Raw genomic sequence first — 17,481 nt, 5'->3', positions numbered from 1 at the left:
CGGCGGGAAAAGGCGCATAATGACACAAAAAATGCAGGTAATCTGAGCAGCATAAGGAATTAAAAAATGTCCAGGATCGCCCTTGTGGACGATGACAGAAACATTCTGACCTCCGTCGCCATGACACTCGAGGCAGAAGGGTTCGAGGTGGAAACCTATAATGACGGGCAGCAGGCGTTCGATGCGTTCAGCAAGAGACTGCCCGACATGGCGGTGCTCGACATCAAGATGCCGCGTATGGACGGGATGGATCTGTTGCAGCGGCTGCGGCAGAAATCACAGATGCCGGTGATCTTCCTGACCTCCAAGGATGACGAGATCGACGAGGTTCTGGGGCTGCGGATGGGCGCGGATGACTATGTGAAAAAGCCGTTTTCGCAACGGCTTCTGGTGGAGCGGATCCGTGCGCTCTTGCGGCGGCAGGATGCGCAGAACGGCACCGTGGTGGCCGACACCGAAGAGACCAAGATGATCGAACGCGGTTATCTGCGAATGGACCCGCTGCGCCACGCGGTCAGCTGGAAGGGGCAGGACGTGTCGCTCACGGTGACCGAGTTCTTGCTGTTGCAGGCCCTCGCGCAGCGCCCCGGTTTCGTCAAGAGCCGCGATCAGCTGATGGATGTGGCCTATGACGATCAGGTCTATGTCGACGACCGCACCATCGACAGCCATATCAAGCGCCTGCGCAAGAAACTGCGCGTGGTCGATTCCGAATTCTCGGCAATCGAGACGCTTTATGGTATCGGGTACAGGTACAACGAAGAATAATGATCCTTGCCAAGGGGATAGACGTGCGCGATCTGGTGCCGCGAAAGGATAGCGACCTCGTTCTCGGGGACGATTTTGTCGTGCCTGACCGCGTGGACGAGGCGGAAATGACAGAGCGCCGCGCCCGGCGTGGCCGGTTCTCGCTGCGCGAGTCCTCGCTGACGCGCAAGATCGTCACCTTCAATCTCATCGCGCTCAACGTGCTCGTGGTGGGCATCCTCTATCTCAGCGGCTCGCATGAAACGCTGGTCCAGCAGCGTGTCGACAGCCTGACGCAGAACGCCGCGCTGATGTCCGACGTGGTCGAGGCGCGTCTGCCCGCCACCGCACCGGTCAGCTTCGCCAGCGGCGACGGGCTCGATGTCAAGGATACGCTGGCGCGGCTGAACGTGGGGGCGGGCACGGAACTTTTGTTGTTCGACCGGACGGGGCTGCTTCTCGGACGCAAGGCGGCGGATGCGGATGGGTCCGATCCCGCGCGCGCGCTTCCGAATACGCCGATGACCGATTTTCTGGGCCGGTTCTGGGATATGATTGCGGCCCCCTTCTCGGGTGATGCGCTGGGCGCGGGTGTGCAGAGCCTCGAAGAGATGACCCGCGACATGGTCGACGCGGCGGTGACCGATGGCGTGCAGGTGCGCAGTGCCGAAGGGCCGCGCGGCACTATCCTGTCGGCGGCGGCGCCGGTCGTGCAGGGCAACACGCCGGTTGCGGTGGTGGCGCTGGCCAATGCCTCTGGCGAGATCGACAAGCTGGCGCGGGTCGAGCGCGAGCGTGTGTTGCAAATGTTCCTGATCGCCACGCTGATTTCCGTCGGGCTGAGCCTGATCCTGGCCTCGACGATCTCGAACCCGCTGGCCGATCTGGCGGCGGCGGCCGAGATCGGGCGGGAGCGCAATCGCGGCAGGGGCGCGCGCGGACGCATCCGCATTCCGGACCTCACAGCGCGACCCGACGAGATCGGGCGGCTCTCGGGGGCGCTGCGCGGCATGGTCGGTGCCCTTTACCACCGGATCGAGAGCAACGAGCAGTTCGCCGCCGACGTGGCGCATGAGATCAAGAACCCGCTGGCCAGCCTGCGCTCGGCGGTGGGTACTATGCGCATCGCCAAGCGCGACGATCAACGCGAGCGCCTGCTGGAGGTGATCGAGCATGACGTGCGCCGCCTCGACCGGCTGGTGAGCGATATCTCCAATGCCTCGCGGTTGGACAGCGAGTTGGTGAAAGAAGAGCAGGAGGCGTTCGACCTGTTGACCATGCTGTGCAATCTCGGAACCTATCTGAGCGAGGAAGCGCAAAAGAAGGGTGTCGATTTCATTACCGATTTCCCGGACGAGCCCATCGTCATCACCGGGCTGGAGGCGCGTCTGGCGCAGGTCTTCGTCAACCTGATCACCAATGCGATCAGCTTTTGCGAAGAGGGGGACGCGATCCGGGTCTGGGCGCGGCGGCGCGCGGATCGGGTGCTTGTGGTGGTGGAAGATACCGGGCCGGGCATCCCCGAACAGGCGCTGGAAAAGGTGTTCCAGCGCTTTTATTCGCAGCGGCCCGAGGACGATTTCGGCAATAATTCCGGCCTTGGTCTGGCCATATCCAAGCAGATCATCGAGGCGCATGACGGCGTGATCTGGGCCGAGAACATCCGTCCGACCCACGCCGATGCCACGTCCGACCCACTGGGCGCGCGCTTTGTCGTGGGCCTGCCGGTCTGACACCGTGACCGGAGACGCGGCGTCTGTCGAGCAGGTCGTGCATGCCAGTTGTGTAGCGCTGGAAGGGCGCGCGGCGCTGATCCGGGGCGCGTCGGGGCAGGGAAAATCGGGGTTGGCCTTGCAACTTGTCGCACTGGGCGCAGTGCTGATCGCGGATGATCGCACCCGGCTGTGGCGTGACGGCGCGCGGCTCATGGCCGATGTGCCCGATACGATCCGTGGCCGGATCGAGGCGCGCGGGATGGGGATCCTGCACCTGCCTGCCGCAGGGCCCACGCCGGTGGCCTGCGTGATCGACATGGACCGCGACACAGACGCGCGGTTGCCGCCGCTGGCTCAGGCACGCGTGATGGGTTTGTCGCTGCCCGTCTTCGCAAAAACAACGAAGGCCCATTTTCCTGCCGCGATTCTGCTTTATCTACGGCATGGAAAGGTAAGTTGATCCATGGGAGCCAATCTGTCCATCACGCACGAGCCCGCGCAGAGCGACCGGGCGCGGCCGCGCCTGGTGCTGGTCACCGGCCCGTCGGGGGCCGGGCGGAGCACGGCGATCCGCGCGCTGGAGGATATGGGCTTTGAGGCGATCGACAACATGCCGCTCAGCCTTCTGCCACGGCTGCTGGAGGGCGGCACGGCGCCCGAAAAGCCGCTGGCGCTCGGGCTCGATGTGCGCAACCGCGATTTCTCGACCAATGCGCTGATCGCCCTGATCGACGGGCGCGATTGGCAGGCGGGGTTGCCGTTGCAGGTGCTCTATCTCGATTGCCGACCGGAGGTTCTGCAACAGCGGTTTTCGGAAACCCGCAGGCGGCATCCGCTGGCCCCGGCCGAGAGTGCCGAGGCGGGCATCGCCCGGGAATTCGATCTGCTGGGGCCGGTGCGGGCGCGGGCCGATCTGGTGATCGACACCTCGGACCTGTCGCCGCATGACCTGCGCGCCGACCTGGAGCGCTGGTTCGCCCCGCAGGGCGCGGTGCGGCTGGCAGTGTCGGTGCATTCATTTTCCTACAAGCGCGGGCTGCCGCGCGGCCTCGACATGGCGCTGGATTGCCGGTTTCTGAAAAATCCCTATTGGGAGCCGTCGCTGCGCGGGCTGGATGGGCGCGCGCCCGAGGTGGCGGGATATGTGCGGGCCGATCCGCGCTTCGAGAGCTTTCGCGCCAAGGTGACGGCGCTGGTCGAGGAGTTGCTGCCCGCCTACGAGGCCGAGGGCAAGGCCTACCTCGCGATCGGCTTTGGCTGCACCGGTGGGCAGCATCGCAGCGTGGCGATGGCAGAAACCCTCGCCGCCACCCTTGCGCAGGACGGCTGGCAAGTGTCTATAAGGCATCGCGAACTGGAGCGGCGCGGCCCCGGCATGACCGTGCCCCCGCCATCGGAGGAGTGACCCTGTCGTGATCGGGATCGTGATCGTGGCGCATGGCGGGCTGGCCCGCGAATACCTGAGGGCGGTCGAACATGTGGTTGGCCATCAATCCGGTATCGTGGCGATCACCATCGAGGGCGATCACGACCGCGCGCTCAAGCAGGACGAGATCTGCGTCGCCGCCGATTCCGTCGATACCGGGGGCGGGGTCGTGCTGGTCACCGATATTTTCGGCGGCTCGCCGTCCAACCTGTCGCTGCGTGCCTGCCGCCCGGATGATCGGCGGATTCTCTACGGGGCGAACCTGCCGATGTTGATCAAGCTGGCCAAGAGCCGCCATCTGAGCGTATCCGAGGCGGTGCGCGCGGCGCTGGATGCGGGACGCAAATATATCGACAGTCACAACGTGACCAACGAATGAGAGGGGGCGGCCAGATGACGGAAAAGGTCTCGCGGCAACTGAAGATCGTGAACGAAAAGGGGCTGCATGCCCGCGCCGCTGCCAAGCTGGTCGAGGTGGTCGAGGGATTTGACGCAACCGTCGAGGTGTCGCATAACGGACAATCGGCATCGGGTGACAGCATCATGGGGCTTTTGATGTTGGCAGCGGCCAAAGGAAGCACTATTGACGTCGAAATCGCGGGCTCCGATGCCGCGCCGCTCGGTGATGCGATGGCTGCGCTGGTGGCGGATCGGTTCGGCGAGGACATGTGAGCGCGCGGGAGACCCCAAGACGGGGATGAAGAGCGGAACAGGGACGGGGCAGTGAGCACCAACGCGCAGGACGAGACCGGCGGCACGGCGTGCGAAACGGTCGTATTCACCAAATATGACCGTCGCAGCCTGACCTATGCCAACAGTTTCGACTCGCCGACGACGGCGGCGATCATCCGCGTGATGGAATGGGTCACCGGCAAGCTCACCATTGTCCGCATGATCCGCAAGTTCGAAAAGCGCGGCGCGCCCACTGGGCAGGCGTTCTGGCGGGCGGCGCTCGACACGATGGGCATTCCGCTGCTAACCCCTGACGATGAAGTGGGCAACATTCCGGCCGACGGCCCCGTGGTGGTGGTGGCCAACCATCCGCACGGGCTGGTTGACGGGATGATCCTTGCCGACCTGATCGGACGGCGCCGCAGCGATTACAAGATCCTGACCCGTGCCTTGCTCACGGGCATCGATGAGGTGGCGGCCTCCTACATGATCTCGGTGCCGTTTCCGCATGAACCGGATGCGCAGCGCAAATCCGTGGAAATGCGCGCCAAGGCGATGGCGCATCTCAAGGAAGGCGGGGTGATCAGCGTGTTTCCGTCGGGGGTGGTGGCGTCGTCGGACACGCTCTTTGGTCCGGCGGTGGAACGCGAATGGAACGTGTTCACCGCGCAGATGATCCGCCGATCGGGCGCGCGGGTGGTGCCGATCTTCTTTCCCGGTTCGAATTCGCGCTGGTATCAGATGGCCAATCGGATCTCGGCCACACTGCGGCAGGGGCTCTTGCTGCACGAGGTGGTGCATAGCTGCAACCGCCCGCAGAAGCCGATCGTCGGCGCCCCGGTGAGCGACGAGAAGATGAAGATGCTCGACGGCGATCCGCGCGGTTTCATGGAGTGGCTGCGCGCGCATACCCTGGCACTGGGCGAGACGCGCCGGTAACGCGGGGGAAGCCGTTTGCAAGGGCCTTGCAAGGTGGCCCCGGGATGCGTTCAGGTAAAGCGGTTGTCGCGGGGAAAGCCGCGCGGGGCCATGCGACCGGAGCTTGCGCGTTTGGCGCGCCATTCGGTCAGGTCCGACTCTGTTCGCGTGCGCCCTGCCGGATCGCGCCAGCTGAGGCCCTCGGCGAGGTTGAAGGTGGTGGCATCCGACAGTCCGCCATCCTTGTATTTCTGCAGCCGCACGCCCTTGCCGCGCGTCAATTCCGGCAGTTCGTCGAGGGGAAACACCAGCACCTTGCGGTTCTCGCCGACGCAGGCCACGTGATCGCCGGAGACCGGGCGACACACCTGTGCCTGAGCGGGTGCGCGCAGGTTCAGCACCTGCTTGCCGCTGCGGGTCTGGGCGACGATCTCGTCCTCGGGCACGACGAAACCGTCGCCCGCCGAGGAGGCCACCAGAAGCTTGCGCCCCGGCTTGTGAATGAGTAGATCGACGATCCCGGCCTCGTTGGGCAGGTCGACGATCAGGCGCAGCGGTTCGCCCATGCCGCGCCCGCCGGGTAGATTGGCCGCCGAGAGCGTGTAGAACCGCCCGTTGCTGCCAAAGACAAGGATGCGGTCCGTTGTTTCGGCGTGGAACATGAAGCGCGGCGCGTCGCCGTCCTTGAATTTCAGCTCGCGGTTCAGGTCGATATGCCCGGTCAGGGCGCGAATCCAGCCCATTTGGCTGCAAACCACGGTGATCGGCTCGCGCTCGATCATCGCCTCGAGCGGCACCTCCTCGATCTTGCCTGCCTCGGCAAAGCCGGTACGGCGCGCGCCAATGGCATGATTCTTGCCGAAGGTCTTTTTCACCTCTTTGAGTTGGTCAGCGACCGCCGCCCATTGCAGCGACACGTCGTCGAGCAGGTCCTCGAGCCCGGCGCGTTCCTCCATCAGTGCGTCGCGCTCGCGTTTGAGCTCCATTTCCTCAAGACGGCGCAGGCTGCGCAGGCGCATGTTGAGAATGGCCTCGGCCTGCACATCCGACAGCCCCTCCTCGTCGGTGGCGACGGGGGGAATGTAATCGGCTTCGGACATGGCGCGGGTGAATGTCCGCCCCCAATCCTCGCGCATGAGCGCCGGTTTCGGCTCGTCATCATAGCGGATGATCTCGATCACCCGGTCGAGATTGAGAAAGGCGACGATCAGCCCTTCGAGCACCTCGAGCCGGTGGTCGATCTTTTCCATCCGGTGCTGCGAGCGGCGCAGCAGCACCTCCTGCCGGAAATCGAGGAAGGCGCGCAGCACCTCCTTGAGCGAGCAGACGCGCGGTGTGACACCGTCAATGAGCACGTTCATGTTGAGCGAAAAGCGCAGTTCCAGATCGGAATTGCGATACATCAGCCCCATAAGGACCTCCGGATCGACATTCTTGGAGCGCGGCTCCAGAATCAGGCGCACGTCATCGGTGCTCTCATCGCGGACATCGGCGAGCACGGGGATCTTGCGGGTCTGGATCAGTTCGGCGATGCGCTCGATCAGCTTGGATTTCTGCACCTGATAGGGGATCTCGGTGACCACGATCTGCCATTGGCCGCGGCCCAGATCCTCGATCTCGTGGCGGCAGCGCAGGCGGAACGCGCCGCGCCCGGTGCGGTAGGCCTGCGCGATGCTCTCGGGCGGCTCTACGATGATGCCGCCGGTTGGGAAATCAGGGCCGGGAATGAAGTTCAACAGCGTGTCGTCACGCGCATCGGGCGTCTTGATCAGATGAATGCAGGCGTCGATCAGTTCGGCAATGTTGTGCGGTGGGATATTGGTGGCCATGCCCACGGCGATCCCCGAAGAGCCATTGGCCAGCAGATTCGGAAAGGCGGCGGGCAGCACAACCGGTTCACGCAGGGTGCCGTCGTAATTGTCGCGGTAATCGACCGCGTCTTCGGCGAGGCCGTCGAGCAGCGCCTCGGCAAAGGGGGTCATCCGCGCCTCGGTGTAGCGCGAGGCGGCGGGGTTGTCGCCGTCGATATTGCCGAAATTGCCCTGCCCGTCCACGAGCGGGTAGCGCACCGCGAAATCCTGTGCGAGGCGGGCCATCGCGTCATAGATCGCAGCATCGCCATGCGGGTGATAGTTGCCCATCACGTCGCCCGATATCTTGGCGGATTTGCGGAATCCCCCGCTGCTTGACAGTCTGAGTTCGCGCATCGCGTAGAGGATGCGGCGGTGCACCGGCTTCAACCCGTCGCGCGCATCGGGCAATGCGCGGTGCATGATTGTCGAGAGCGCATAGGTCAGGTAACGGTCGCCGATGGCGCGGCGCAGCGGTTCTGATGTCGCTTCGGGCATCATGTTGGGGTCGTCGATCAGATCACTCATGGATGTGGTGATATCGCCGCCGGGATGCACCGTAAAGCGGGGATCGGGGCAGGGGTGCGCAAACTTCCCCGATTTTCCCCGTCGCCGTGTCGTCCGAATCGGGTATCATGGAACCTCTGCCAGCTTTTTCAGTTATGTATTTATAGGGGGTGCGCGATGTGGCGTTTTATTTTGCTGAGCTTTGTTTTTCTGGGGTGGTCATTTTACGAGATGAGCGGCGGGGCGGAGTATCGCCCCTCTGCCAACTCCATTCAGATGCGGGCGATGCTCGACAATCAAAGACCGAAAGCGCGCCCTTTGCGGGTGAACGTGATTGAGATCGCGCAGGATGATGCGGCGCGGCCCGAACCCAGGGCGACGCACACAGTCAGATCTTTGGATGAACTGGGCCTGAAAATGGGCCTGACAAAGGGCCTGACCATGGGAAAGCGAGTGGACGTGACGCTCGCCTCGGCGGCGGAGGGCGATGTGTCCCGGCCCTCCGCCGCGGTCAAACGTGATGACGCCGCCATGCCCCGTATCACGGTGCCGACGGTGGCCGTCGCGCGCAGCGAGGTGCCAAAGAGCGTGCCGAGTCCCGAAGACGCGGCGCAGCCCTTTGCACCGGTGGTCGAGACGCGCCGCGTTGCGGGCCGGTCCGTCAACCTGCGCACCGGGCCGGGCACCGCCTTTGGCGCGATCACCAGTCTTGCACGCGGGACCGAGGTGATCGTGCTGCGCGATCCGGGCAATGGCTGGATCAAGCTGCGGGTCGCCGGGACGGGGCGCATCGGATGGATGGCGGACCGGCTTTTGACCGTAGCGTCCGACTAGGCTTGCGTTGCGGGCGGGGACCGGTCACAAACCCCGCCATGAGCGAGAAAACGATCCTGATCACCGGATGCTCATCGGGCATCGGATATGACGCGGCGCATGGGCTGCGGGCGCGCGGCTGGCGGGTGTTTGCCGCGTGCCGGGCCGAGGCCGATTGCGACCGGCTGCGCGGCGAGGGGTTCGACGCCCCGCGCATCGACTATGCCGACGAGGCGAGCATCACGGCCGGCGTGGCCGAGGTACTGGGGGCCACCGGCGGGCGGCTCGATGCGCTGTTCAACAACGGGGCCTATGCCTGCCCCGGGCTGGTCGAGGATCTGCCGCGCGGCGCGCTGCGCGAGATTTTCGAGGCCAATGTCTTTGGCTGGCACGACCTGACCCGGCAGGTGATCCCGGCGATGCGGGCGCAGGGCCATGGCCGGATCGTGCAGAATTCCTCGGTTCTGGGGCTGGTCGCGATCGGCTGGCGCGGGGCCTATGTCAGCACGAAATTCGCCATCGAGGGGCTGACCGACACGCTGCGCGTCGAGATGCGCGGCACCGGCATCCATGTCAGCCTGATCGAGCCCGGCCCGGTGAAGACGAAGATCCGCGAGAATGCCCGCGCGCCGTTCGAGCGCTGGATCGACTGGGAGAATTCGGTGCGCATGGCTGATTATCGCGACAAGCTGCGGCCGCGACTCTACAGTCAGCGCAAGAAGGACAAGTTCGAGCTGTTGCCCGATGCGGTGACGAAAAAGCTGATCCATGCGGTCGAGGCACCGCGCCCGCGCGCGCGGTATTACGTTACCACGCCCACCTATTTCGCCGGTACACTGCGGCGCGTCCTGCCGACTCGTGCGCTCGATTGGGTGATCTCGAAGGGCTGAGCGTGGCCCCGGCGGGCGCTGCGGCACATTTTCCCTTTCGCTTTTGCACCGGTGCCGCCTAGATGTGCCCAACGTAACCGACTCGGAAAGGATACCTCATGTGGACAGACCCGTTATTCCTTCTGGTGGCTGCGGGCTGTGCCGTGGTGGCGATCATCCTGATCCGGGGCATTGCCAGCTTCGGCAAGGAAGGGGTGGAGAATGCGAAGCGGTCCAACAAATACATGCGGTGGCGGCTGATCGCGCAATTCGTGGCCATCGTTCTGATTCTGATTTTCGTCTATTTCCGCAGGCAGGGAGGCTGAGCCGATGGTGGTTCTCAACAAGATTTACACGCGCACCGGCGATGCGGGCGAGACTGCGCTGGGTAATGGCACAAGGGTGGCCAAGCATTCGGCGCGGGTGACGGCCTATGGCACGGTGGACGAGCTGAACGCCACGCTTGGCCTCGCGCGGTTGCACGCCACGGGCGAGACTGACGAGGCGCTGGCGCGCATTCAGAACGATCTGTTCGATCTGGGAGCCGACCTGTGCCGCCCGGATATGGAAAAGGACGAGGAGGCCGAATATCCGGTTCTTCGTTTGGTGCCTGCGCAAGTCGACCGGCTGGAGGCCGAGATCGACGCGATGAACAAGCATCTGGAGCCGCTGCGCAGCTTCATCCTGCCCGGCGGCAGCGCGCTCTCGGCGCATCTCCACCTGTGTCGCACCGTGTCGCGCCGGGCAGAACGGCTGACGGTGGAACTGTCGGTGCTGGAGCACGTCAACGAGGCGGCGGTGCGTTATCTCAACCGGCTGAGCGACTGGTTCTTTGTCGCCGCCCGGATGGCCAATGACGGCGGCAAGCAGGATGTGCTGTGGGTTCCGGGCGCGAACCGCTGAAAGCGGCGGGGCGTCCTGCGGACGGCCCGGCGACCGGAAGGGCGGAGCCCCGGAGCGTCGCTCGGGCGCGAACCGCTGAAAGCGGCGGGGCGTCCTGCGGACGGCCCGGCGACCGGAAGGGCGGAGCCCCGGAGCGTCGCTCGGGCGCGAACCGCTGAAACACTCCTGCAACGATCCTGTCGTGAAAAGTCCGCAACGCGACGTCGCCGGGCGCTGACGTGACGATTTTACCCTGTTTTGTCGCGCAATGAGCCGGTATCAACGCGCGAGACGAATGAGACGAAGGGCCAGATCGGCCTTTCACCACTTTGAAGGAGACCATGCCAATGAAGGTTCTAGTGCCTGTCAAACGCGTGATCGACTATAACGTGAAGGTTCGCGTCAAGGCGGACGGAAGCGGTGTCGATCTTGCCAATGTAAAGATGTCGATGAACCCGTTCGACGAGATCGCGGTCGAAGAGGCGATTCGCCTGAAAGAGGCGGGCAAGGCCGACGAGGTGATCGCCGTCTCCATCGGCGTGAAGCAGGCGCAGGAAACGCTGCGCACCGCATTGGCCATGGGCGCGGATCGCGCGATCCTCGTGGTGGCGGCCGACGATGTGCATCAGGATATCGAGCCGCTCAGCGTGGCGAAGATCCTCGCCAAAATCGTCGAGGAAGAGCAGCCGGGCCTCGTGCTCTGCGGCAAGCAGGCGATCGACAATGACATGAACGCCACCGGGCAGATGCTCTCGGCGCTTTTGGGCTGGAGCCAGGCAACGTTTGCCTCCAAGCTGGAGATCGAGGGCGACACCGCGCTCGTGACCCGCGAGGTCGATGGCGGGTTGCAGACGATCAAGGTGGGCATGCCCGCCATCGTGACGGTGGATCTGCGCCTCAACGAGCCGCGCTATGCGAGCCTGCCCAACATCATGAAGGCAAAGAAAAAGCCGCTCGATGAAAAGACCGCTGACGACTACGGCGTGGACGTTACACCGCGCCTGGATATCACCGGCACGGCAGAGCCCGAGGCCCGCAAGGCCGGTGAAATCGTGGGCTCGGTCGATGAGCTTGTTGCGAAACTCAAGGAAGCGGGGGCCGTATGATGTCTGTACTTCTTCTTGCCGAAGTCACCGATGGTGAACTCAATCTCGACGCGACCTCCAAGGCCGTATCTGCCTCTGCGAAGCTGGGCGATGTGACGGTGCTCTGTGCCGGGGCCTCTGCTGCGGCGGCGGGCGAGGCGGCGGCCAAGATCGCCGGTGTCGCCAAGGTGCTGGTGGCCGAGGATGCCTCGCTCGGGCACCGCTTGGCCGAGCCGACGGCAGCGCTGCTGGTCAGCCTGGCGGGCGATTACAGCCATGTTGTGGCCCCGGCCACGACCGATGCTAAGAACGTGCTGCCGCGCGTCGCGGCGCTGCTCGATGTGATGGTGATCTCGGACGCCTCGGGCGTGGTGGATGCCGATACGTTCGAGCGCCCGATCTATGCGGGCAACGCGATCCAGACGGTGAAATCGCGCGACGCCAAGAAGGTGATCAGCTTCCGCACCTCGACGTTTGATGCTGCGGGCGAGCAGGCGGCGGCCCCGGTCGAGACCATCTCGGCGGCGGACAATCCCGGCCTGAGCGAATGGGTCGAAGACAAGGTCGCGGCCTCGGATCGCCCTGAACTGACCTCGGCGGGCATCGTCGTCTCGGGTGGTCGCGGTGTCGGCAGTCAGGACGATTTCGCGCTGATCGAAAAGCTGGCCGACAAGCTGGGCGCTGCCGTGGGCGCGAGCCGGGCCGCGGTCGATTCGGGCTACGCGCCGAATGACTGGCAGGTCGGGCAGACCGGCAAGGTCGTGGCCCCCGATCTCTATGTCGCCGTCGGCATTTCGGGTGCGATCCAGCATCTGGCCGGGATGAAGGACAGCAAGATCATCGTCGCGATCAACAAGGACGAAGAGGCACCGATCTTTCAGGTGGCCGATTACGGACTGGTGGCCGACCTCTTCACCGCCCTGCCGGAATTGACCGAAAAGCTCTGAGGCAGTTGAGAACCAGACCAAGGCCCGCGCCCGACCGGCGCGGGTTTTTTCATGCCTCGGTCAGCGTGCGCAGGGCGGGCAGCAAGGCCTGCGCCGCCTCGGCATGGGCGAGCGGGCCGGGCAGGTCGGTGGCGGCACTTTCCTCCATCGGTGAGAACCGCATGCCGCGCGTGCCCTGGTCACGGGCGGTCTTGCTGATCACCACCTGCGTCAGATGGGTGGCGCGGGGACGGATGGCGCGGATCATCGCGCGGCTCACAAGCGCCGGATCGTCGCAGACCTCTGCGGAATTCGGATCCGTCCCTGGGGCATGATTGGCCAGCCACAACAGGATGACGGGGCGGTCGATACGGGCGATGACGCGGTGCATCCGGTCGACCCAGACATCCTGCAAGCTGTTGCGCAGTAGTGCAAACCGCTCTGGCGCGAGAGAGGCGAGCCGCCACATCATGTGGCGGGTGAAGTTGAACTCGGTGAAATCCACCTCAGGATAAAGTCGGCGCAGACGGGTGCGGGCGCGGAGAAACCGGTCATTGCGGCGCGGATGCACGTCGTAATAGGGGTTCGAGAGGTTCATCGCACCGGGCACCTGCAAGATGACGGCGGAGGCCCCGCGGGCGAGATCGAGCAGGCCCTTGTCGTGCAGGATCACGTCCGGCCCGGCATTGGGCAGGCCGAAATTGACGCAAGGCAGGCCAAGCGCGGCCTCAAGCCGCGCGGGCCAGGGCCGGTCAAGAAACTTGCCATAAGTTTCGGTGCCGCCAAGACAGGCGATATACGCGCCCGAAAGGTCACGTTCTGGTCCGCGAAATGTCAGTTTCGATGCGCCGTATCGCACGGGCCTATAGTCAAAGGGCGCGCAGCCCAGGCGTTCGAATATCATGGGTCCTGCCCTTTGTGTCCATCACCCGGTGGCAGGATGGTCCGATTCCCGTTTCCATTCCCTTAAAGGTCGCATTCGTGGATAAGTTTAGATCCCCACCACCCTTGCGGCCCGGCCCTGCCGGGGCCTATGCTGGCGCGGCAAAACCACGAGGATCGGGCGATGGATATCAGGACAATCGGCGTTGTCGGAGCGGGGCAGATGGGCAACGGGATCGCGCATGTCATGGCGCTGGCGGGTTATGAGGTGGCGCTGAACGACATCAGCCGCGAGGCGCTCGACAAGGCGATGGCGACGATCCGCAAGAACCTTGATCGGCAGGTGAGCCGGGAAAAGATCACCCAGGATGAACTCGAGGCGGCGCTGGCGCGGATCACCACGACGCAAACCCTGACCGATCTGGGCCCGAGCGACCTGATCATCGAGGCCGCGACCGAGCGCGAGGCCGTTAAGCAGGCGATTTTTGACGAGTTGCTGCCGCATCTGGCACCGCAGACGATTCTGACCTCGAACACCTCGTCGATCTCGATCACCCGGCTGGCGAGCCGCACCGACCGGCCCGAGAAATTCATGGGGTTTCATTTCATGAACCCGGTGCCGGTGATGCAACTGGTGGAACTGATCCGTGGCATCGCAACCGACAAGGAGACCTTTGCCGCCTGCCGCGCGGTGGTGGACAAACTGGGCAAGACGGCGGCCAGCGCCGAGGATTTCCCGGCCTTTATCGTCAACCGCATCCTGATGCCGATGATCAACGAGGCGGTCTATACGCTCTACGAGGGGGTGGGCAATGTGCAGTCCATCGACCAGTCGCTGAAATTGGGGGCCAACCATCCGATGGGGCCGCTGGAACTTGCGGATTTCATCGGGCTCGATACCTGTCTGGCGATCATGAACGTGCTGCATGACGGGCTGGCGGATACCAAGTACCGGCCCTGTCCGCTGCTCACGAAATATGTCGAGGCGGGCTGGCTGGGGCGCAAGGCCGGGCGTGGTTTCTACGACTACCGTGGCGAGGAGCCGGTGCCGACGCGATGAGGGCAGGAGTGATCTGGAACTGCCTTTGACGGTTTCAGAGATGAGCCGCGCATTGGCTCTGCGATTGAACGGCAGCTTCAGGCGACCCCTGCCGCCACTCACACCGCCTCGGCCATCAGCCAGACGCCGCCTTCGGGGCGCAGGGTCAGGATCATCACCGGCTTTGGGTCGCGCCCCGACACGCGCGTGAAGCGAAAGCGGGACAAGAGCGTGGCCAGCACGATCACCGCCTCTTGCAGCGCAAAGCTGGCCCCGATGCAGATGCGCGGCCCGTCCCCGAAGGGCAGGTAGGCGTAGCGCGGGATGCCTTTGCGGTCGGCAAAGCGATCGGGATCGAAGGCATCGGGGGCATCCCACAGCAGGTGATGGCGGTGCAGCGCGTAGATCGGAATCATCACCGTATCGCCGGGGCGGATCGCACGCCCGCAGAGCGTATCCGTCGCCTGCGCCGTGCGTGACACTATGCCCGCGGGCGGATAAAGCCGCAGCGCCTCGTCGATGATCTGGCGGATGAAGGGCAGGCGGGCCACGTCTGCGCCGGTGGCGGCGCGGTCCTCCAGCACCGCTTGCGCTTCGGCGCGGGCGCGGTCCTGCACGCCCTGATCATAGGCGCAGAGGTAGAGCGACCAGCCGAGCGCGAGGGCCGTCGTCTCGTGGCCCGCCACGATGAAGGTCAGCAGGTTATCGCGCAGTTCCGGCGTGCTCATCCGGCGCCTGGTCTCGGGGTCCTCGCCGTCGAGCAGCAGGTCGAGCAGGTCGGGCACCGCGCGCGGGCCGCGTGCGCGGCGCGCCTCGACCGCCTCGTCGGCCATGCGCTTCATCTCGGCCACGGCACCGCCCGACATCACCCGCGCCGGGCGCGGCACCCAATCGGGCAGGCCTAGGATGTCGAAGAGCGAAAGCCGCCCCGCCTCGGCGATATAGGCGTCGATGCCGCGATGCACCCCGTCGAGATCAAAGAGGCCGTCGCCGGAAAAGGTCACATCCGCGATCACGTCGAACGTGGTGCGTACCATGTCGGCGGCCATGTCGATGGCGCGCGGCCCGGCCCCGGCGACACGCGCGGCGCTGCGTTCGGCGGCGGCTGTCATGACCGGGGCGAGGTTCATCACGTTGCGATGCGAGAACACGGGGGCCGCGGTGCGCCGCTGCCAGCGCCAATGCGCGCCCTCGGCGATGAAGAGCGAGTCGCCGATCGCCGGGCGCAACAGGTTCTTGGTGACCAGCGACTTGGGGTAATTGTCGAGGTTTTCCAGCAGCATCCGGCGGATCGCATCCGGGTCCGTCACCATGTGCCAGCGCTTGCCGGTGCGCCCTGAGACCATGGGCTGACGGGTCGCGAGCTCGGGGATGATCGACAACACGTTGCGCCGCGCCGCGCGCAGCGAGCCCATGACCCCGAGCGGCTCTGTGACGAGCGGCACGCGCACAGGCGCGGTACGGTTTTCGATTGCGTCGCGAGACGGCATTGGCAGATCCTCGGGGCTCTGCCATGATATAGGTTGTCCGGGCCTGTCGGGCAAATCGTTGCACCTGCCGGGTGGGTGGGATATGCGGTTCGGAACTAGATATTACTTCAGGTGATCTCGGATGATGCGTTTTCTGGCCCTGCTCGGCCTGCTTGTGGCGACGGCCTGCACCAATGCCAACGATCTCGACGAGGCCCCGGCCTATCTGGGCAATTTCCGCCTCGGGCATAACGTGGTGGTTGCCCCGAACCTGACCAAGGGCCCGGCCTCGCGCGAGGCGACGGCAGAGGAATGGATCACTGGCGTGACAAAGGCGATCGAGGATCGCTTTTCACGTTACGAGGGCAGCAAGTACTACCATCTCGGCATCAGTATCGAGGGTTATGTGCTGGCGATTCCGGGCATCCCGCTGGTCGCTGCGCCGAAATCCGCACTGATCCTGCATGTCACCGTCTGGGACGATGCCGCCGGAAAGAAGCTCAACGAACAGCCGCATATGGTGACCGTGGTGGAGACGATTTCGCCGCAGACCTTCCTCAGCTCCGGTCTGACGCAGAGCAAGGAGGTGCAGCTTGAGAACCTGAGCCGCAACGCCGCCAAGCAGATCCAGAACTGGATGGCGCGGCAGAATGACGAGTTTGGCTGGTTCGAGGCGGATGGCAGGCCGGCGCATGAGAAGACCGAGGCGGAGAAGGCGCTAAATGCCGCACCGCCGCAGGAAGAAAGCGAAATCCCGGCACCGGAGGACAAAGAAGCCTCATCCCCGACGGAGCCTTCGGCCGAGGAATAGACACGAAGGCATGCGCCCCCGGCTGCGTTTGGCTCTTTTCGGCGGCCGCCCGGCGGTTTAGGGCTGACCATCGAAATTTACAGGGGATTCCAATGACCTTCGCCAGAACCGCCGTCGCGGCCGCCACGCTGTTTGCGCTTGCAGCCTGCGAGATGCCGCAAGAACGGATTACAAAGACCGGCCAGCAGTTCGACGTGGTTGCCGTGACGGTCGATGCCTCGCGTGCGAAGAAGACTTTCGGTTCGGCCTTCAGCCTCGAGGAGGCGCGGGTGGAGGAGATCGCGCAGACCGTGATCCGTGCGCGCCTCGAGTCTGCCGATGCCGACGGGGCTCTGCCCCTCGCCGTCGAGCTCGAGCTGGAGATGCTGTATCTCGCGGGCGGGGCCTATCTTCTGTTGGGTTCGACGACGAGCGGCTCGCGCGGGGTGATGCGCGTAACCCAGCAGGATACCGGTGCCCCGCTGGCGGCAGAAACAGAGCTTGCGGCCACCGGCCAGAAGCGTCTCGGCGGATTGGCCGGTATCGTGCTGGTGAAGGGGCAGGAGACCGAGATGGCGCGGGTCTCCGAGGACTATGCCGACAAGATCAGCGCCGCCCTTTTCGGCGAGTGACGGGAGCGGGCGGCTGCGGCAGCCGCCCGGCCCCGAAGCATGGCAAGACATGCTTGATTTTTCCATCGTAACCCCCTAAACGGCGCGCGGAGTGACAATCGGGCCGTGGTGGCCCCCCAACAGACAAGGCGCCCAAGACCATGGCAAAGGAAAAGTTTGACCGCTCGAAACCGCATGTGAACATCGGCACGATTGGCCATGTTGACCACGGCAAGACGACGCTGACGGCGGCGATCACCAAGTATTTCGGCGATTTCCG

20 protein-coding genes are annotated in these 17,481 nt (G+C 64.6%); 17 read left to right on the top strand and 3 right to left on the bottom strand.

All coding sequences use genetic code 11. The features are described 5' to 3' along the window. The first annotated feature begins 66 nt into the window (after positions 1-66). The 7 genes from BHD06_RS19440 to BHD06_RS19410 are packed head-to-tail and all read left to right on the top strand — an operon-like array spanning position 67 to position 5,499. Positions 67-768 (top strand): response regulator transcription factor, encoded by a 702-nt coding sequence (locus BHD06_RS19440; RefSeq protein ID WP_080458633.1) that lies wholly within the window; start codon positions 67-69, stop codon positions 766-768. After that, positions 768-2,480 (top strand): sensor histidine kinase, encoded by a 1,713-nt coding sequence (locus tag BHD06_RS19435; protein ID WP_080458632.1) that lies wholly within the window; start codon positions 768-770, stop codon positions 2,478-2,480. The genes BHD06_RS19440 and BHD06_RS19435 overlap by 1 nt, the downstream gene beginning before the upstream one ends. 4 nt (positions 2,481-2,484) lie before the next feature. Next, positions 2,485-2,922, top strand: coding sequence for an HPr kinase/phosphorylase (locus tag BHD06_RS19430; protein ID WP_254892491.1), 438 nt, complete (start codon positions 2,485-2,487; stop codon positions 2,920-2,922). Positions 2,923-2,925: 3 nt separating this feature from the next. Continuing rightward, positions 2,926-3,867 (top strand): RNase adapter RapZ, encoded by a 942-nt coding sequence (rapZ, locus tag BHD06_RS19425; protein ID WP_080458630.1) that lies wholly within the window; start codon positions 2,926-2,928, stop codon positions 3,865-3,867. 7 nt (positions 3,868-3,874) lie between these two features. Beyond that, positions 3,875-4,267: a PTS sugar transporter subunit IIA gene (locus tag BHD06_RS19420; protein ID WP_080458629.1), complete on the top strand. Its 393-nt coding sequence runs from the start codon at positions 3,875-3,877 to the stop codon at positions 4,265-4,267. A 14-nt stretch (positions 4,268-4,281) separates the two neighbouring features. Further along, the gene (locus BHD06_RS19415; RefSeq protein WP_080458628.1) at positions 4,282-4,560 is read left to right on the top strand and encodes an HPr family phosphocarrier protein; all 279 of its coding nucleotides are present in this window, start codon (positions 4,282-4,284) and stop codon (positions 4,558-4,560) included. A gap of 51 nt (positions 4,561-4,611) precedes the next feature. After that, positions 4,612-5,499, top strand: coding sequence for a lysophospholipid acyltransferase family protein (locus BHD06_RS19410; protein WP_080458627.1), 888 nt, complete (start codon positions 4,612-4,614; stop codon positions 5,497-5,499). 50 nt (positions 5,500-5,549) lie between these two features. On the opposite strand, the gene parC is transcribed toward BHD06_RS19410, so the two are convergent. Further along, positions 5,550-7,856 carry a DNA topoisomerase IV subunit A gene (gene parC, locus BHD06_RS19405; RefSeq protein WP_080458678.1) on the bottom strand — a complete coding sequence of 769 codons (2,307 nt, stop codon included), beginning with the start codon at positions 7,854-7,856 and terminating at the stop codon, positions 5,550-5,552. A 156-nt stretch (positions 7,857-8,012) separates the two neighbouring features. Here parC and BHD06_RS19400 point away from each other — a divergent pair, with 156 nt between their 5' ends. From BHD06_RS19400 to BHD06_RS19375, 6 genes are all read left to right on the top strand, one after another. After that, positions 8,013-8,669, top strand: a complete 657-nt coding sequence (locus tag BHD06_RS19400) for an SH3 domain-containing protein (RefSeq protein WP_080458626.1) — start codon at positions 8,013-8,015, stop codon at positions 8,667-8,669. Between the two features lie 38 nt (positions 8,670-8,707). Next, the gene (locus BHD06_RS19395; RefSeq protein WP_080458625.1) at positions 8,708-9,538 is read left to right on the top strand and encodes an SDR family NAD(P)-dependent oxidoreductase; all 831 of its coding nucleotides are present in this window, start codon (positions 8,708-8,710) and stop codon (positions 9,536-9,538) included. 98 nt (positions 9,539-9,636) lie between these two features. Beyond that, positions 9,637-9,843 (top strand): twin transmembrane helix small protein, encoded by a 207-nt coding sequence (locus tag BHD06_RS19390; protein WP_080458624.1) that lies wholly within the window; start codon positions 9,637-9,639, stop codon positions 9,841-9,843. A gap of 4 nt (positions 9,844-9,847) precedes the next feature. Beyond that, positions 9,848-10,420: a cob(I)yrinic acid a,c-diamide adenosyltransferase gene (locus BHD06_RS19385; RefSeq protein ID WP_080458623.1), complete on the top strand. Its 573-nt coding sequence runs from the start codon at positions 9,848-9,850 to the stop codon at positions 10,418-10,420. Between the two features lie 326 nt (positions 10,421-10,746). After that, positions 10,747-11,505, top strand: a complete 759-nt coding sequence (locus tag BHD06_RS19380) for an electron transfer flavoprotein subunit beta/FixA family protein (RefSeq protein WP_080458622.1) — start codon at positions 10,747-10,749, stop codon at positions 11,503-11,505. Continuing rightward, complete coding sequence (locus BHD06_RS19375; RefSeq protein WP_080458677.1) at positions 11,505-12,431, top strand: electron transfer flavoprotein subunit alpha/FixB family protein; 927 nt, start codon at positions 11,505-11,507, stop codon at positions 12,429-12,431. The genes BHD06_RS19380 and BHD06_RS19375 overlap by 1 nt, the downstream gene beginning before the upstream one ends. Before the next feature lie 49 nt (positions 12,432-12,480). On the opposite strand, the gene BHD06_RS19370 is transcribed toward BHD06_RS19375, so the two are convergent. Continuing rightward, positions 12,481-13,314, bottom strand: a complete 834-nt coding sequence (locus BHD06_RS19370; protein ID WP_080458621.1) for a DUF6473 family protein — start codon at positions 13,312-13,314, stop codon at positions 12,481-12,483. A gap of 162 nt (positions 13,315-13,476) precedes the next feature. Here BHD06_RS19370 and BHD06_RS19365 point away from each other — a divergent pair, with 162 nt between their 5' ends. Beyond that, positions 13,477-14,352, top strand: coding sequence for a 3-hydroxybutyryl-CoA dehydrogenase (locus BHD06_RS19365; RefSeq protein WP_080458676.1), 876 nt, complete (start codon positions 13,477-13,479; stop codon positions 14,350-14,352). Between the two features lie 98 nt (positions 14,353-14,450). On the opposite strand, the gene BHD06_RS19360 is transcribed toward BHD06_RS19365, so the two are convergent. Further along, on the bottom strand, positions 14,451-15,821 hold the full coding sequence (locus tag BHD06_RS19360; RefSeq protein WP_080458620.1) for a cytochrome P450: 1,371 nt from the start codon (positions 15,819-15,821) through the stop codon (positions 14,451-14,453). 121 nt (positions 15,822-15,942) lie between these two features. On the opposite strand from BHD06_RS19360, the gene BHD06_RS19355 reads away from it, so the two are divergent. The 3 genes from BHD06_RS19355 to BHD06_RS19345 form a co-directional block, all read left to right on the top strand. Beyond that, the gene (locus BHD06_RS19355; RefSeq protein ID WP_080458619.1) at positions 15,943-16,611 is read left to right on the top strand and encodes a hypothetical protein; all 669 of its coding nucleotides are present in this window, start codon (positions 15,943-15,945) and stop codon (positions 16,609-16,611) included. Between the two features lie 92 nt (positions 16,612-16,703). Beyond that, complete coding sequence (locus BHD06_RS19350; RefSeq protein ID WP_080458618.1) at positions 16,704-17,222, top strand: hypothetical protein; 519 nt, start codon at positions 16,704-16,706, stop codon at positions 17,220-17,222. Positions 17,223-17,362: 140 nt separating this feature from the next. Beyond that, positions 17,363-17,481: GTP-binding protein (locus BHD06_RS19345; RefSeq protein ID WP_254892495.1), on the top strand; the 119-nt coding region annotated here is incomplete at its 3' end.

This window comes from Roseovarius sp. A-2, from assembly GCF_002072155.1.
GTDB lineage: Bacteria > Pseudomonadota > Alphaproteobacteria > Rhodobacterales > Rhodobacteraceae > Roseovarius.
Note: the sequence above shows the minus strand (reverse complement) of the source record. Positions and strands in the feature narration are given on the sequence as shown.

Coding starts and splice junctions, on each gene's coding strand:
- BHD06_RS19380 (WP_080458622.1), top strand. CDS start 10,747: ATGAAGGTTCTAGTGCCTGTCAAACGCGTGATCGACTATAACGTGAAG.
- BHD06_RS19415 (WP_080458628.1), top strand. CDS start 4,282: ATGACGGAAAAGGTCTCGCGGCAACTGAAGATCGTGAACGAAAAGGGG.
- BHD06_RS19375 (WP_080458677.1), top strand. CDS start 11,505: ATGTCTGTACTTCTTCTTGCCGAAGTCACCGATGGTGAACTCAATCTC.
- BHD06_RS19385 (WP_080458623.1), top strand. CDS start 9,848: ATGGTGGTTCTCAACAAGATTTACACGCGCACCGGCGATGCGGGCGAG.
- BHD06_RS19395 (WP_080458625.1), top strand. CDS start 8,708: ATGAGCGAGAAAACGATCCTGATCACCGGATGCTCATCGGGCATCGGA.
- BHD06_RS19355 (WP_080458619.1), top strand. CDS start 15,943: ATGATGCGTTTTCTGGCCCTGCTCGGCCTGCTTGTGGCGACGGCCTGC.
- BHD06_RS19370 (WP_080458621.1), bottom strand. CDS start 13,314: ATGATATTCGAACGCCTGGGCTGCGCGCCCTTTGACTATAGGCCCGTG.
- BHD06_RS19365 (WP_080458676.1), top strand. CDS start 13,477: ATGGATATCAGGACAATCGGCGTTGTCGGAGCGGGGCAGATGGGCAAC.
- BHD06_RS19435 (WP_080458632.1), top strand. CDS start 768: ATGATCCTTGCCAAGGGGATAGACGTGCGCGATCTGGTGCCGCGAAAG.
- BHD06_RS19350 (WP_080458618.1), top strand. CDS start 16,704: ATGACCTTCGCCAGAACCGCCGTCGCGGCCGCCACGCTGTTTGCGCTT.
- BHD06_RS19400 (WP_080458626.1), top strand. CDS start 8,013: ATGTGGCGTTTTATTTTGCTGAGCTTTGTTTTTCTGGGGTGGTCATTT.
- BHD06_RS19390 (WP_080458624.1), top strand. CDS start 9,637: ATGTGGACAGACCCGTTATTCCTTCTGGTGGCTGCGGGCTGTGCCGTG.
- rapZ (WP_080458630.1), top strand. CDS start 2,926: ATGGGAGCCAATCTGTCCATCACGCACGAGCCCGCGCAGAGCGACCGG.
- BHD06_RS19360 (WP_080458620.1), bottom strand. CDS start 15,821: ATGCCGTCTCGCGACGCAATCGAAAACCGTACCGCGCCTGTGCGCGTG.
- BHD06_RS19440 (WP_080458633.1), top strand. CDS start 67: ATGTCCAGGATCGCCCTTGTGGACGATGACAGAAACATTCTGACCTCC.
- parC (WP_080458678.1), bottom strand. CDS start 7,856: ATGAGTGATCTGATCGACGACCCCAACATGATGCCCGAAGCGACATCA.